12 protein-coding genes are annotated in these 15,539 nt (G+C 37.1%); 4 read left to right on the plus strand and 8 right to left on the minus strand.

Features of this window, described 5'->3' with window-relative positions:
- The first annotated feature begins 302 nt into the window (after positions 1-302).
- Positions 303-2,702, plus strand: coding sequence for an O-antigen ligase family protein (locus ACFO5T_RS04455; RefSeq protein ID WP_380032393.1), 2,400 nt, complete (start codon positions 303-305; stop codon positions 2,700-2,702).
- A gap of 170 nt (positions 2,703-2,872) precedes the next feature.
- Here the strand turns inward: ACFO5T_RS04455 and ACFO5T_RS04460 are convergent, their stop codons facing one another.
- The 7 genes from ACFO5T_RS04460 to rpsO form a co-directional block, all read right to left on the minus strand.
- Positions 2,873-3,493: a hypothetical protein gene (locus tag ACFO5T_RS04460; RefSeq protein ID WP_380032395.1), complete on the minus strand. Its 621-nt coding sequence runs from the start codon at positions 3,491-3,493 to the stop codon at positions 2,873-2,875.
- A 61-nt stretch (positions 3,494-3,554) separates the two neighbouring features.
- A complete protein-coding gene (locus ACFO5T_RS04465; RefSeq protein ID WP_380032397.1) occupies positions 3,555-4,025 on the minus strand; it encodes an OsmC family protein in 471 nt (156 codons plus the stop codon).
- Positions 4,026-4,224: 199 nt separating this feature from the next.
- A complete protein-coding gene (locus ACFO5T_RS04470) occupies positions 4,225-5,313 on the minus strand; it encodes a hypothetical protein (RefSeq protein ID WP_380032399.1) in 1,089 nt (362 codons plus the stop codon).
- A gap of 208 nt (positions 5,314-5,521) precedes the next feature.
- A complete protein-coding gene (locus tag ACFO5T_RS04475) occupies positions 5,522-6,496 on the minus strand; it encodes a hypothetical protein (protein WP_380032401.1) in 975 nt (324 codons plus the stop codon).
- A 232-nt stretch (positions 6,497-6,728) separates the two neighbouring features.
- Complete coding sequence (locus tag ACFO5T_RS04480; protein ID WP_380032403.1) at positions 6,729-7,793, minus strand: hypothetical protein; 1,065 nt, start codon at positions 7,791-7,793, stop codon at positions 6,729-6,731.
- A 327-nt stretch (positions 7,794-8,120) separates the two neighbouring features.
- Positions 8,121-10,349 (minus strand): polyribonucleotide nucleotidyltransferase, encoded by a 2,229-nt coding sequence (locus tag ACFO5T_RS04485; protein ID WP_380032405.1) that lies wholly within the window; start codon positions 10,347-10,349, stop codon positions 8,121-8,123.
- 450 nt (positions 10,350-10,799) lie between these two features.
- Positions 10,800-11,069, minus strand: coding sequence for a 30S ribosomal protein S15 (gene rpsO, locus ACFO5T_RS04490; protein ID WP_375253613.1), 270 nt, complete (start codon positions 11,067-11,069; stop codon positions 10,800-10,802).
- 169 nt (positions 11,070-11,238) lie between these two features.
- On the opposite strand from rpsO, the gene ACFO5T_RS04495 reads away from it, so the two are divergent.
- Complete coding sequence (locus ACFO5T_RS04495; protein WP_380032408.1) at positions 11,239-12,069, plus strand: hypothetical protein; 831 nt, start codon at positions 11,239-11,241, stop codon at positions 12,067-12,069.
- A 50-nt stretch (positions 12,070-12,119) separates the two neighbouring features.
- Here ACFO5T_RS04495 and gldA read toward each other — a convergent pair whose 3' ends face one another.
- Positions 12,120-13,013: a gliding motility-associated ABC transporter ATP-binding subunit GldA gene (gene gldA, locus ACFO5T_RS04500; RefSeq protein ID WP_380032410.1), complete on the minus strand. Its 894-nt coding sequence runs from the start codon at positions 13,011-13,013 to the stop codon at positions 12,120-12,122.
- Between the two features lie 563 nt (positions 13,014-13,576).
- Here gldA and ACFO5T_RS04505 point away from each other — a divergent pair.
- Both ACFO5T_RS04505 and ACFO5T_RS04510 read left to right on the plus strand, forming a co-directional pair.
- Positions 13,577-14,395 carry a prephenate dehydratase gene (locus tag ACFO5T_RS04505; protein ID WP_380032412.1) on the plus strand — a complete coding sequence of 273 codons (819 nt, stop codon included), beginning with the start codon at positions 13,577-13,579 and terminating at the stop codon, positions 14,393-14,395.
- Positions 14,392-15,537, plus strand: a complete 1,146-nt coding sequence (locus ACFO5T_RS04510) for a pyridoxal phosphate-dependent aminotransferase (RefSeq protein WP_380032414.1) — start codon at positions 14,392-14,394, stop codon at positions 15,535-15,537. Before ACFO5T_RS04505 ends, ACFO5T_RS04510 begins: the two co-directional genes overlap by 4 nt.
- Positions 15,538-15,539: the final 2 nt, after the last annotated feature.

Below are 15,539 nucleotides of genomic sequence, written 5' to 3' on the forward strand. Positions count from 1 at the left end.
TGTATCTCGTTTTTGGTTGCATAACGCAACTATCCAAACAGCTACGCTACAGCCCTCTAAAATACACTACTGCTGTCATACTTCTTTACGGTTTTCCTTATTCTATGCACATTTTTATAAACATTTTCTTACAAAAAGGGTTGTAGGGCGTGAGTGGCAGCTTTCGCGAAAGCGTCATTATAAGTTGTTGTTACATAAAATTGTACGCTCTTCTTGGGTCTACCGTTTTGCTAATAAAACGTTAAAAAGGTTTTCTTAACTTCGTCGTGTCAATGGTGACAAGAATAAAAGAAGTTTGACATTTGGAAAATTCTCGAGACACCTTAAACCTACTGGGGTTTAAACTATTAATAGTTCTGTACTGTATAATAAGTATCATCCCTCGTTTTGAAGCGATAGACCCTATAGGATCTCAGTGGTTCTACTTCGGGGTTATTAACCTTTTAGGTCTTATATTTTTTTATAACAACCGTACGCTAGGGGTACTGCGCACTTTTTCTCGTGTTGCCTTTTGGTTTTTTGGCATCTACCTGGTCTTCTTTGTTGCCTGCTTGGTATCCATTTTTGGGAGTTTAAATATCTCTGAGGGAGTAAAAGATATTGCCCGCGTGGGTATCACACTGGTAGGAGTCTTTAATCTCTATCTTATTTTTAAGGTCGCGCCGCATCGTTTATTTGCGTTTTTGGTCAAAACATTACACGTCATTGTGTTTGTTATTGGGGTTCAGATTATATTTCATTTTATTGATAACTGGAGTGTCCCACGTACCGTACCGCTACTTAAAGAAACGGAGTTGCTCTTTGGGAGTCGTAATGTGACAGCTGCGTTTCTTTCTATTACTTTACCTTTTATTATTTCTGGAGTTTTAAAACACGCAGGGCGCTGGAGAGTGATGTCATTGCTTACGCTCTTTGTAAGTTTTACAGCATTATTTTATGTGGGAGCACGTGCCGCAGTTTTAAGTGCTACGGTTATATTCTCTTTATTTATCATTTATTTTATCATTGATGGGGTGCGCTCTGGTGCTCTGGCACAAAGACTTAAATACCCGCTCCTGCCTATCATAGGTATACTTATAGCCGGCTTCTTACTAGTAACCAACTCTAACAGACTAGATAGAAGTAAGGCCAATAGCTATAAAAATATATTGACCACATCTTATCGTGCAAACAGCGGAGCAGCTGTCACAGTAAAGCCCACACAATCTGTTACTAGTACCAAGTCTTCTGGACGTCTCCTATACTATAAAATGGCTATGGACGACTTTAAGAGGAGTCCACTAGTAGGTATTGGATTAGGAAACTGGAAGCTAGGTAATAAAGATGCGTATTATAGCCAGTCTAATACAGATCGATTTTTATATCCGCTACGAGTGCATAATGACTTTTTACAGATACTGGCAGAGGCGGGCATCTTAGGTTTTATACCTTATGTCTTGTTATTTATTATGTTATCTGGCGGTATATTATTGCTCTTCTTTAAAAATCAAGATTCAGAAAAAAGATGGACCTTTCTTATGCTTGCCTTAGCCCTTATTGCTTACGGGCTTGATGCTTCTATAAATTTCCCATTAGAGCGTACGCCTATCCAAGGTTTATTTGCCATACTAGCGGCACTTATCATCTCACTTATGGAAACCGAAGGTGTGAAGGTGAAGAGCCAAAACGAGAAGACAAAACTCGCTTTACCACTCGTACCGGTACTGATAGGTCTAGGAATTGTAGGGCTGGTAGCAGCTGTGATCTCGTATGCCAAGTATGACTCGTATGTAAACCAAAATTATATCGTAGCAGATACTGGATCTCAAAACTTAATGACGGCAGACTATGTCTACTCATACGGGCAAGCTAGGGGGAGAATAGATGGCTTTTTTGAAATAAGTGGTGCAGGTAGACCTAATGAGCACGTGATGGCTATGTATGCAATGAGCGAGGGTAATAATAAACTGGCGTTGCAACACCTAGACAAATCGATTGCTATTGCTCCTAACCAGTATGAGTCTAAAATGCTTAAGGCGATTATATTTGGCCAGCGTCAAAAAAATCTTGATAGCGCTATCTATTATGCAAAGCAGGGATTTGAAAAATACCCAGCCATAAAGAATAACTACGTCATCTTGCTTAATGCCTACCGTGAGAAGGGAGATACCGTAAATTATTTTAAAACATACGACGCTCGACTAGAACGTTTTCCAAATGACGTACAGCAATGGAAAGCAAAAGCTTCTCGCGTGTTTGAATTCTATAAGGATACAGACCGTGCCGCTGCAATAGTAGATCAAGCTATAAAGATCAACCCTAGTGATAGCAGCCTAGTTTTGTTTAGAGAAAAATTCACCAGCCGCAAGAATGAGGGATCTATACGTGCTTGGTATAAAAAAGGGTTTGACTTTATTAATGAGAAAAAATATCCAGAGGCTAAAAGAGAGTTCTTAAAAATACTCGCAGTGACCCCATCTAATAATCCCACACTACTTAACTTAGGTATTATAGAGGTTAAGATGAAACAGTATGAAGATGCCGTAGCGCATCTCACAAAAGTGATAGATGCAAAAGCGTTTAAAGACGGAAGACCAGAATATAATAGGGCAGTGGCCTATGAACGCCTAGGTAACAGTGAGCGAGCAAAACGCGACTATAGAGTAAGTAAGAAAAAGGGATATAAACTCGCTCAAAACCTCCCCAAAAGTAAACTGGAGTAGGAGCGCTTAAACTTTTAAAAGACCGCTTTCGCGAAAGCGTACTTATAATAAAAAAACGGCTGCCCAGTAAAGGGTGGCCTTTTTTATGATTTTAGGGCTTAAGGCTTGCGCTGAGCTTCGCTGAGGTAAGTCTTGTTTTTTAACTCAGTACTTTGTCGTAAAACAGTTGTTTATTTAATTTTCAACTTTAGTGCATCGAAAGAATCGGCTTCAATACCAATTAGACCATATTTTGTTTCACCATTTTTAATGATAGTACCGTTTACGTTATATTCTAATAATTCTTCCTTGAATTTCTTATTTGCAGAACTCGCTGCAATCATATTACCACCTGCAAGACCTGGGCCTAATATTAACCCTATAGGTGTTGAGCTTGTTTCTTCTTGAAACCCGTTTGAGTTTGTGTCTGTGGTGTATAAATTAACAGGGGTTAGAAGTAAATACCACAAATAAGATGCTGGACTTTGTTTAAGTGTTTTAAAAGCTTTTTCGTTTTCCATCACATAAACTTCTGTACCATTCTCGTAAGTTAACTTTGCATCTCTTCCGAACATTACAGCTTTACCCGAATTATTAGTTATTTTAATGGCAACTAGTTTTACTCCTTTTTTCTCTTCCTTTTTTGCATATTTTTTGTGAAGTAAATCATACTTGTATTCGAGTTTTACATTGTCCGATTCATTTGTTGAGATATAGTTTATAGTTTCAGGCTCAATCATTTTGTAGCCAGATGCACAACTCGTAAAAGAAGCTATTGTAATAAGTAAAAGGGTAATTTTAATAATTCTCATTTGTTTGATTTTAAGATTGATTTTTATGTTAAGTCTTTATGTAGCTAGGTTATAAGCTGTTTTATTCGGTGGTTGTGTTCGGTTTATGTGCAATTTTAAAATTGCAAGAATTAGCAATAAAACACATTTTATTCGCTTCTTCGTGCAATTGATTTGCTTTTTCAACCATATTTCCGTCAGTTATTTTCACTTTTGGGTTAAGAGTAACCTCAGTAAATTTTCCACTTCCATCTTTAGTCTCCTCCATAATACCTGTGGCATTGTCCAAGTATTCAGTCACTACAATTTTGTGTACTGAACATAAATGTAAATACCAAAGCATATGACAAGCTGACAAGGAGGATAAAAATAGGTCTTCTGGATTATATTTTGTTTTATCTCCTAAAAATGAAGGATCAGATGAGCCATTTATCATATCATATTTTCCGTTAGATATGATTTTATGATTTCTGTTATAAGACTTGTAATTCAGAGTTCCATTTCCTTCGTTTCCTGTCCATTCCACTTTTATTTTGTAATTGTGTTTTTTCATTCTTATTTTAAATTTCTATCGATTTTCTTAAATGGGCTACAATGGTCTCGTATATGACACGCTTGTTATAAAAAGACGTTAATTTTTCAGATTAATACAGAGCCAGATTTTTATGTTTTGTTTTTAATTTTTCAATTCTAAAAGCAACTTTTAAATAGGCTTGTTTTTTAACTCAGTTCTTTGATAGTCAACGTATTTTTTACTTTTCAAATGGTCTTTTATCTGAAGTGTTCATTTTATATTGTTCCAAAGCCTCTTCTAGAGTAAGATCTGTTGGCATATTTTCAACGGATGTCATAACTGATGTAAATATGAACGGTATGTTGCTTCTTGAATTAAAATCAGATTTTGTTGCAATGTCATCTAATTGATCAGCATTCCATTTTTTTCTTATTCTATTGGCACTCTCATATTTTTCTTTATTCAAATTTGGAAGCCATATTTTGTTATTTAGAGAATCTGGCAACAAGTGATGTCTATATTGCCAAGTCGAGTAAACCTCAAAATTCCCTTTATCTTTATCATTTTGGAAATGTAGGTAAGCGATTGCCTGTTCAGGATCAAATCGTCCCTCATTTACTGCCTTGCAAAGAATTGGTTCAAGATCAATTATATTTTTATTGCTGCTTCTTTTTTGAGATGTATGAACTAAAACCACATCGTGATTTTGCCCTCTTAAAGATTTTCTAAAACCGAGCTCCATCTGAGAAGGAAAGCCAACAGAATCTGCTATTGAAAGTATCCTGTTCATATTAATCACTCGATTAGCTTGAATAGTGTCATTATGAGTATCATACATAGGTCTGAATAATTGATCTCTTTCATAAATTGACTTGAATTCGTTTCTTAATCTTGAATCATATTCAATGGTTCTTTGCTCTATAAAAGAATTCCAAAGGTTTTCATCTATATAGGTGCTGACAAAAATTGACTTTAGCAATTCTAAATCATCAGAATTATTTATAAGTAGTTGAAGATTTAAATTTCTTTCATCTAGATTATTAGCGAGTTGATTTGAAAGTGCGGCATTATAAACATCTGCACCAAAAGGTTTTTTGATTTCTCTAAATGCCAATGAGTAATTTCTGGATGCTCTATCGAAATCACCATTACAAATTGCAATTTCAGCTTTATTAGTTAGCGTGTAATATGCAGTAATTGCTTCATTATTGTAGTTGCATTTTGTTAATTCTGTGATGGCAGAACTATCAGACTTACTATTGGTCTCATTACGGTTTTTACAACTTATTTGAATTGTCAGAATAATTATAATGATTGTTATTCTCATTCTTTAAGTTTTATGGTGACGGTCTTGTATATGAAAAGAAGCGATAACTATTCGGATTAAGCACAAGCCAGATTTTTAAATTTTACTATTCATCCTTTTTATTTGAAATGTCGTCAAATTTAAAAATTTGGCGACATTTCAAATATGCATTTACTTTGTTTAGTCAAATAACCAGCTATAAACCATTTACGTTGTTGTTAGCTGGCTGTTACTCGAACATATCGTATTGTTGATTTAAACTGCTATCTAATGGAATTAATTCCAAAAACCTTATTCTTGGTCGTTTCTCTATGTAAACTCCTTTTTTGTCTTGTCTGTCAATAAACCCTTTAATAGTACAATTAGTAAATAATTTTGTTTTTTCTTTACTTATGTTTCCTTGTTCTGGATAACAAGTCAAAATATGACCAGAATATTGAAACCCGATTGTATTTGAATTTTCGTTTCCTCTTGTCACGTGACCGTCAATCTCAACATACATTCCGTGTTCAAATTCAGGGAATAGAATTTCTTCTTCTTCATCTTTGGCATAAAAAATATCTTTGTTGGCATAGCTTATTGTTGCCTCTGTTGTATCGTCAGCGTCATTTTTTTCGTCATCTGCAAAATCTATCGATAGTTCTCTTTCAGGTTCAATTGGTTTGGCAAGTTTAGAAAATATTGAAGGTGGCAGTTGGGTGAACAATTCAAGATACATTTTAGGCACAAACAAAATTTCTCCATTTTCATTCATTACTCCAATAAATTGTATTCCATTCTTTTCTTTGAACTTTACATTATCAAAACTTTTTTTTCTCGTAGTTCCAAGATGTTTGGCAAGTTGAATACACCATTTAATTGATTTAATTATCTTTTTGAAAACAGTTTTAAATCCAGCATCTTTAAAATCGGATTTAGCCATTTCTTTAAGTGCAGCTACAGTATATGTTGTAACTCCAGTTCCAAGAATTAGTTGAAGCCATTCGCCTATATTTTCGGGAATTAATGCTTCCCAACTACCTTTTCTGACACGTGCAGGTATTTCAAAATCAATTTTCGCTAATTCTGGGTCTTGCTGTGTTAAGAAGTATCTAAATAATTCATCTATTCCATTTAAAGCGTCGGCGGACTTTCTTAAATCTAAATAGCCATTCTCGACAGCTTCACCTGAATATTTAAAATATGCTAAATAATCTTCGTTCATAGGTTGGTTTGGTTAGCTTGCTCACAAAGGTCGTGTATATGGCTCGTAGCGTGCAAATTAGAAAATAATATTCGAGTTAAGCACAAGCCAGATTTTTAAATTTTACTATTTATCTTTTTATTGGAAACCGTCATATTTAAAAATCTGGCAACTTTCCAAATAAGCACTTAACTTAGATTAAGCAACGACTTAGCTATGAGATATATACGTTGTTCTACGCAGTTTTTTTCGCTCAATATAATGTTGGGTCGGTTATATAAATTTCTTTTCCGCCAAAACTTAAATCTCGATAAAAGACATATTTTGGGTCGATAAAATCAACTTTTATTTTTCTAAAGGCTTTCTTTAAAATCCGTCTGCATTTTTGGTAATCCTTGTCGAACATACGTTCCCAAAGTCCCATATCAACTTTCATACTTTTTAAGCGACCATTTTTATTAAAAGTCAGACGATAATCGTCAAAACAATCTAATTCCGCTGAATTTGGTATTAAGCGATTTAGTTCAAACTCCAAATAATGGTCAATTGTGTCTTTTACAGTTTTTAAATAATCTCTCATTGGCTTATTCTTTTCACGCCATTCAAGTTGTTTTTCGGATAACTTAAACATTGTTATCCAACCATCAATTATATAGGACGCACCTTTGGGTAATTCATTTGTGAAATTGTCAAATGAAGATTTAAGTTCTAAATCATTAGATAACATATCCTTTAGATTTTTAATGTCAACTACATAAGCGATACTATCATTTTGATTTTGTGCACAAGTGTAAGTTTGATTTGAAATTTTATCTGCTACTTTATATTTGAATTTTATAGCTCCGCAGTCCAGCCAGTTAAAATTCCATTTTGATACCAAACTATCAGTTGGGATTTCATTAGTTTTTTCTTTTAAAATATACTTTCCAAGTTTTGTTGCACTTGTATCTGCAATTTTTACTTTATTAAATACATAATTAATAGGTTCCGCATTGTAACCATATTCTGTTTTTACTTCTTTCGTTTCTTGTATGAAATTAATTATTTGACCAGAAAAGCTTAATTTATTTATGCTGTATAAATCAATTATTTGTCCAGATTTAATGTAACGGAAATGAAAATTATATTCCGAATTTTCCAGAGGTAAAAGGTCAAAGTAAAATTCAGCCTGATTAAATTCAGTTAGGTAAGCTGAACCAATCTCTTCATTTAAATTCTTTCGCATCAAACTATTTTGCGAGAATAAATTTAAACTCGTCAAAAGCAAAATGTTTAATATGTAGAATGTTGCTTGTTTCAAATTGCGTAGAACTAGCATATAACAGCAAGTTTACTATTTATGGCCCGTAAGCCCAGTAAAACTGTATGCCAGCTAGTTGTTTAAGTTTAATAAGTTGTATCTCTTTTTTAGTTGTATAAACGCAACTAAGTAAACAGCTACGCTACAGTGCTCTAAAATACAGTACTGCTATCATACTTCTTTACGGTTTTCCTTATTCTGTACACATTTTTATAAACATTTTCTTACAAAAGGGGGTGTAGGGTGTGCGTGGCAACTTTCGCGAAAGCGCACCACAAAAAAAAATCGGCTACCCAGTGAAGGATAACCGATTCTTTAAAAATCTATTAAATCGTTATAAGGTGCTTAGTCCTTTTTACGATCGTCACGTCTGTTATCGCGACCACCACGATTATCACGACCACCGCGGTTGCGATCGTTGTTTTCTCTGGGTGGGCGTGCTACATATCCTTCTGGCTTTTCCATAAGCGCCTTACGAGATACTTTCTCTTTACGAGTACGCTTGTCTATACCAAAGTATTTTACATCTAGCTCTTCACCCATAGAGAGTACGTCACTAGCGTTTTCTGTACGTTCCCAAGCGATCTCAGATACGTGTAGTAATACCTCGTTACCAGGAGCATCTAGATACTCTACTACGGCTCCAAAGTCTAGCATCTTGATTACCTTCACCTTGTATGTGTTACCCACAACTGGCTTAAAGGTAATAGAGTCTATCTTTGCAAGTACGGCGTCTATACCGGCTTGACCTGTACCTAGTATCTCTACAACACCTTCTTCTGTTACAGGGTCTTCGTTTATCACGATAGTGGTACCTGTCTCTTTCTGAAGTTCTTGTATTACTTTACCACCTGGGCCTATTAATGCACCTATGTACTCATTTGCAATACGTACACCTACCATCTTAGGAGCGTAGTCTTTTACGTCTTCACGTGGTGCTGCAATAGTATCTGTAAGTTTCTCAAGGATGTGTAAACGACCTGCACGTGCTTGTTGTAGTGCATTTACGAGTATCTCGTAAGAGAGTCCTTTTACTTTAATATCCATCTGGCAAGCCGTAATACCGTCTGCCGTACCGGTTACTTTAAAGTCCATATCTCCTAGGTGATCTTCATCTCCTAGTATGTCTGAAAGTACTGCATATTTACCAGTCTCTGCATCTGAGATAAGTCCCATTGCAATACCAGATACTGGCTTAGTCATCTGGATACCTGCATCCATCATTGCCATTGTACCTGCACATACTGTTGCCATAGAAGAAGAACCGTTTGATTCTAATACTTCAGACACGACACGTACTGTATAAGGACAATCATCTGGTACCATTCCTTTAAGACCACGTTGTGCAAGGTTACCGTGACCTACCTCACGACGTGAAGTACCACGTATAGGTCTTGCCTCACCTGTACAGAAAGGAGGGAAGTTATAGTGTAAGTAAAAACGCTCTTCGCCCTCGTGGCTAGGCATATCTATCTGGTTTGCATCTCTAGAGGTACCTAGAGTTACTGTTGCAAGTGCCTGAGTTTCTCCACGTGTAAATACGGCAGACCCGTGTACAGATGGTAAGTAATCTGTCTCACACCATATAGGGCGTATGTCTACCGTCTGGCGACCGTCTAGACGTAGTCCTTCATTAAGAGTAAGGTCACGTATTGCAGCCTTTTCTGCACTGCGGTAGTACTTAGATACTAGATCTCCAAAATCTTCAAGCTCTTCTTCTGAGAAGGTAGCTTTGATCTCTTCTTTAATTTGAGAAAAAGCCATTCCTCTTTCTTTCTTAGAAGAACCAGCCTTTGCGATCGCATATACTTTATCATATGCCATATCGTGTACCTTCTTCTTAAGATCTTCATCTTCACGCTCTGCTGGGTACTCACGTACCTCTTTGCGTCCTACAGCTTCTGCAAGTCTCATTTGAGCGTCACACTGTACTTTAATGTGCTCGTGAGCAAACTTAATAGCGTCTGCCATTTCTTCTTCAGAAATCTCATCCATCTCACCCTCAACCATCATCACAGACTCTGCAGAGGCACCTATCATCATATCGATGTCAGACTCTTCTAGCTGTGCTCTTGTAGGGTTAATGATAAACTCACCATTTACACGACCTACTCTTGCCTCTGAGATTGCACACTCAAAAGGGAAGTCAGATAGTTGTATTGCTGCACTTGCTGCAAGACCTGCCATAGCATCTGGCATTACGTCATCATCGTGAGACATAAGCTGGATCATCACCTGAGTTTCAGAGTGGTAATCTTTTGGGAAAAGTGGGCGTAGTACACGGTCTACTAGACGCATCGTTAATACCTCACCGTCAGACGGGCGTGCTTCTCTCTTAAAGAAACCACCTGGGTAACGTCCTGCTGCTGCAAACTTCTCGCGGTAATCTACCGTAAGTGGTAAGAAGTCTACGTCTTTACTCTCGTAGTTTGATACTACTGTACAAAGCATCATACACTTTCCAGACTGTACTACTACAGATCCGTGTGCTTGCTTTGCAAGTTTTCCTGTTTCGATAGAGATTTCTCTTCCATCACCAAGGTCAATGACCTCTTTGTAAACCTTTGGAATCATAAAATGTGTTTTTCTTTCCCGAGTATATCGGGAGATTTTCTCGCGGTATGAGGATTGCTATAATCCCGCTTTCGCGAAAAATGTTAATAGTTTAGAACACCCTTCGTGGGTATTCATAGTGTCGTTGTGTTGTGTAGTTGATGTATCTTAAACAGATACGGGATGATAAATGGGTAGTTACTTCCCAAAAATCGGACACCAATGAAAAACTAGCTGTGAAAGCTTTCTCTGCCATTTTGTTATGATGTATAATCATACAAAAGGTCTTATGTAATATGTCTTGCCTTAAGGCGAAAATCTGAAGTTTTAGTAAGTAACCTTTATGGTTGTGTACTAATGTGTTTTCAGAATTTGATCCGTTTTGAAATTTCGCGTAAGCGTACCTCTCAAAACATCGGTATTAAATATATAGAAAAAGGGAGCCGTGAAGCTCCCTTTTTTAAAAAATTCTTATTTACGGATACCTAGCTCCTTAATAATAGCTCTGTAACGTAAGATGTCTTTTTTCTTTAAGTAATCAAGTAAAGAACGACGCTTACCTACCAGCATTACTAGTGAACGCTCTGTATTATAATCCTTACGGTTATTCTTTAAGTGCTCAGTTAAGTGTGTGATACGGTGCGTGAATAAAGCGATTTGACCCTCTGCAGATCCAGTATCGTTTTTCCCTTTTCCGTGCTTTGCAAAAATTTCTTCTTTTACTTCTTTTGATAAATACATTCCAATATTGTTTTAAATGAGATCGATGTATGTCGTGATAGTGTCTCTATCAGCGTGCAAAGATATAAATAATAATATCAAATAAAATAAATCGCACAAATATTTGTTTGTGATTAAACCTATTGATTTTAATAAAGTCTTAACATTTGAACCTTTAAAACAATGTATTATGAAACCTCAAATCAAAATTCCTTTAGTAGCACTATTAAGTATTGTTATGATCACCATCTCTTGCTCTGATGATGATGAGAATGTCACAACCCAAGAAGTATCTACAGAAAACCTTACACTCGCAGCTCAAGTAGATGTCATAGATGACGCAAGTTATGACATTGTAGAAAATGTATATTTAGAAAATGTGCAAGATACACGTAGTACTGTAGTAACTAGCTTTTTTCCAGAATGTGCTACACTAGATGTAATGCCTAATGGTGATGGTAGCGGCAACATACTTGTAAGCTTTACAGAAGCTTGTACACTTAATAATGGTGCCGTTGTATCGGGACAAATTACACTTGCATATGCCGCTGTAAACGAGGGTACGCGTGAAGTCACTTATGAGTACAATGATTTTACTTATAACGGTCACGGGGTGACTGGTGGCGGTACCGTAGTAAGAACCTTTGAAAATACAAACGGAAACCCACAAGCTGCACTAACCTCTAGTATCACTGTAGACATTGCAAATAGTGATGTAGATGCGTCACGTACGTTATCTAGAACTCGCGAGTGGATAGAAGGAGTAGGATCTGGAACGTGGACAGATAATGCTTTTCTTATTACAGGTAACTGGGACACCACATTTACTAATGGATTGTCTAGAAGTGGCGAAGTGACAAGCGCACTACGCAGGGAAGCTACCTGTCCTTATTTTGTAAGTGGTGAGCTATCTATCGTTACTCAAAACGATATAGAAGGCACATTAGATTATGGTGATGGCACTTGTGATAACGTAGCAGTTATTACCATAGCAGGTCAAGAGTTTACCATCCAGTTATAAATAAAAAACCTTATATAAATTGCCTTCTAGTAGTACCTAGAGGGCATTTTTTATGCGGTCAATTCTGTAAAAAGACTCTCGAGACTGGCGTTTTTCTGGTTGAGCTGTAAGATCTTGAGCTCATTATCGTGCGCAAAGTCAAACACGTTTGCACGCATATCTTCTTGCGTAGCAAAGGTAATCTCATAGGTAAAGCCTGTCGTATTCTTTACACTGGCTACCTTATCGAGCCTGCTTAGGGCAACTTCTTCTACGCGGTAGTCAAACTCTACTATAACCACTTGCTGCTCGCCATCTCGTAGCTCGCTCATCTTTCTATCTGCTACAATCTGTCCCTTATTAATAATAATCACACGGTCACATATCGCTTCTACCTCTTGCATAATGTGAGTGCTCATTAATATAGTTTTATGTTGCCCTATATTTTTTATAAGGCTACGTATCTCTAGCAACTGGTTAGGGTCTAGACCGGTAGTAGGCTCATCTAGTATAAGCACTTCTGGGTCGTGTAGCAGCGCCGTGGCAAGACCTACACGCTGGCGATACCCTTTTGAGAGTTGGCTTATTTTTTTATGTGCTTCTGGAGTGAGTCCTGTGAGCTGTATCACCTCTGCTATGCGCTCTTTACTTACCTTATATATACCAGCATTAAAAGCGAGGTACTCCTTTACATACATCTCTAGATATAGCGGGTTGTGCTCTGGGAGATAGCCTACAGCGCTACGTACCTGTTGTACCTCCTTTTGTGTATCATACGAGTTTACGTGAGCGGTACCTTGAGTAGGAGCGAGGTAGGTGGTTAAGATTTTCATCATTGTACTTTTGCCGGCACCGTTAGGACCTAGAAAACCTACTATCTCACCTTTGTTAAGTGTAAACGAGATGTCGTCTAGCGCTTTCTGGGTGCCATAAGTTTTTGTAATTCCGTGTACTTGGATAGACATATGATGATTTTGTTCTTACACAAAGTTAGTAAATAAGGGATGAGCATAAAACGTAACAGTCACGAGTTTCTTGTATTCATTACTATATAGAAGTAGGAGCTTGATTTATTTTAAGCACTAGTTCTAGTGCTTATAGTCATTTTGATAAAGGTGTGACGCTATAGCAGTCTTATACTAAGCTTTTTAGTGCTGAGATGTGTGTGAGATTATGTGGATGTGATGGCGCTTTCGCGAAAGCGTACTCAAAACCATTATGAATTCCGTAATAAAAAGAGGTTATAAAAATTTATTTCGCAAAAGAGATGGTTTGTCGGTTCTCATTAGATTTTTTTTCTACATTAGCAGTCTAAGAATTGAATATGCAAACGCAAGTTTATTATTGGAACAACTTTTTTTATTTCTTCTTTTTTAAGAAGAGATCAGGATTGGTATTGCAGTAATTAGACATACTCAAAACTAGAAAAGTCCTGATAAAAATTTTTATCAGGACTTTTTTATTGGAGTCAATTCAAGTAAAATAAAATTTAGAAAGGTGATTACAAATCATCTATAGAAAACAGATTATGAAAGTAGCGATACAAGGCGTACAAGGATCATTTCACCACAAGGTAGCTCAAGAGTTTTTTGGGGCAGATGTGCAGGTGCTAGAGTGTATGTCTTTCCCAAGGCTGGTAGATGCGTTGCTAGATGGTGAGGTAGATGATGCCGTGATGGCTATAGAAAATACTATAGCAGGAGCCATATTGCCAAACTATGCATTACTGGATGATCATAACCTTACTATAGAAGGCGAGTACTACCTAGATATACAACACAACTTAATGGCGCTTAAAGGGCAAGATCTTACTACCATAAAAGAGGTATGGTCACACCCTATGGCAATATTGCAATGTAGACAGTTCTTTAGAGACTACCCGTCTATAAAACTGGTAGAAGATACAGATACGGCGGGCGTTGCAAGAGAGATAAAAGAACGCAATCTAACGGGTATTGCCGCCATTGCAAGTACGACAGCGGCCGAAATCTATGATTTATCAATCATTAAGTCATCTATACAAACTGTAGATGAGAATGCTACTCGCTTCTTTATCCTTAATAAAAATGGAAAAGAAGCCGATGGGGTTATAAACAAAGCATCACTGCGATTTACTACAGACCACAAGCGTGGGAGCCTGGCAACGATTCTTAATGTGCTAAGTGATTGCAAGATGAATCTTACAAAAATTCAATCTATGCCTATCATAGAGAAACCTTGGGAGTATGCCTTTTTTGTAGATGTCACTTTTGATAGCGTAGAAAGTTTTAAGAAAGCAATCACTTTAGTCTCACTTATGGCAAAGGATTTTAAAGTGTTAGGTGCCTATAAAAATCAGAAGCAATGAGTAAGCCAGCAAATAGATTACAAGAAACTAAAGAGTACTACTTCTCAAAAAAGTTAAAAGAAGTACGTGGTCTCATAGCTGCTGGTCACCCTGTGATTAATATGGGTATAGGCAGTCCAGATATGCCAGCACCTCCAGCAGCAGTAGCAGCAATGCTCAAGGGATTGCACGATAGTGTTGCACACCAGTACCAAAGCTATACCGGTATACCGGCACTAAGAGAGGCAATGGCTACTTTTTATAAAGATAATTATGGAGTCACTGCGCAAGCAGATACCGAGATCTTACCATTAATGGGGTCAAAAGAGGGGATTATGCATATCTCTATGGCTTTTTTAAATCCTGGAGACAAGGTGTTATTTCCTAATCCTGGGTATCCTAGTTATGCAGCTGTAACACGACTCGTAGAGGCAGAAGCACTTACCTATGACTTAACGGCAGAAAATGGATGGTTGCCAGACCTTAAAGAACTGGCAAAGCAAGACCTATCCCAAGTAAAATTAATGTGGGTAAACTACCCGCATATGCCTACAGGTACAAAGGTGCCAGATGGCTTTTTTGAAGAATTAATAGCCTTTGCAAAAGCGCAAGATATTCTTGTTATAAACGACAACCCATATAGTTTTATACTTAATGACAACCCACAGTCATTGCTTGCAGTACCGGGAGCAATGGATGTAGCGCTAGAGCTTAATAGTTTAAGTAAAACATATAATATGGCAGGCTGGCGCGTGGGGATGGTGCTAGGTAGTGCAACTCATATAGGTCACGTATTACGTGTAAAATCTAATATGGATAGTGGGATGTTTTATGGTATACAAAAAGGAGCCATTGCAGCACTAGGTCTTGGTAAAGATTGGTTTGATCATATTAATGGTATCTACGCACAAAGGCGTGCTCTTGTTTTTAAACTAGTAGAAACGCTAGGGTGTAGTTATGATAGTAACCAAGTAGGACTCTTTGTATGGGCAAAGTTACCATCAGGTCTCGATGCCGAAGCATTTATAGATAAGATGCTACTAGAGAAATACATATTTATCACCCCAGGCACCATTTTTGGAACGATGGGAGCAGGCTTTATACGTTTTAGCCTCTGTGTAAAGGAAGAACAAATAAAAGAAGCCATAGAGAGAGTAAAGTAATA

Origin of the sequence: Dokdonia genika, from assembly GCF_042652845.1 — a bacterium.
GTDB lineage: Bacteria > Bacteroidota > Bacteroidia > Flavobacteriales > Flavobacteriaceae > Dokdonia > Dokdonia donghaensis.

Excerpts from the sequence above, each read along its gene's own strand:
- ACFO5T_RS04460 (WP_380032395.1), bottom strand. The coding sequence starts at position 3,493 with ATGAGAATTATTAAAATTACCCTTTTACTTATTACAATAGCTTCTTTT.
- ACFO5T_RS04465 (WP_380032397.1), bottom strand. The coding sequence starts at position 4,025 with ATGAAAAAACACAATTACAAAATAAAAGTGGAATGGACAGGAAACGAA.
- ACFO5T_RS04470 (WP_380032399.1), bottom strand. The coding sequence starts at position 5,313 with ATGAGAATAACAATCATTATAATTATTCTGACAATTCAAATAAGTTGT.
- ACFO5T_RS04475 (WP_380032401.1), bottom strand. The coding sequence starts at position 6,496 with ATGAACGAAGATTATTTAGCATATTTTAAATATTCAGGTGAAGCTGTC.
- ACFO5T_RS04480 (WP_380032403.1), bottom strand. The coding sequence starts at position 7,793 with ATGCTAGTTCTACGCAATTTGAAACAAGCAACATTCTACATATTAAAC.
- ACFO5T_RS04485 (WP_380032405.1), bottom strand. The coding sequence starts at position 10,349 with ATGATTCCAAAGGTTTACAAAGAGGTCATTGACCTTGGTGATGGAAGA.
- rpsO (WP_375253613.1), bottom strand. The coding sequence starts at position 11,069 with ATGTATTTATCAAAAGAAGTAAAAGAAGAAATTTTTGCAAAGCACGGA.
- ACFO5T_RS04495 (WP_380032408.1), top strand. The coding sequence starts at position 11,239 with ATGAAACCTCAAATCAAAATTCCTTTAGTAGCACTATTAAGTATTGTT.
- gldA (WP_380032410.1), bottom strand. The coding sequence starts at position 13,013 with ATGTCTATCCAAGTACACGGAATTACAAAAACTTATGGCACCCAGAAA.
- ACFO5T_RS04505 (WP_380032412.1), top strand. The coding sequence starts at position 13,577 with ATGAAAGTAGCGATACAAGGCGTACAAGGATCATTTCACCACAAGGTA.
- ACFO5T_RS04510 (WP_380032414.1), top strand. The coding sequence starts at position 14,392 with ATGAGTAAGCCAGCAAATAGATTACAAGAAACTAAAGAGTACTACTTC.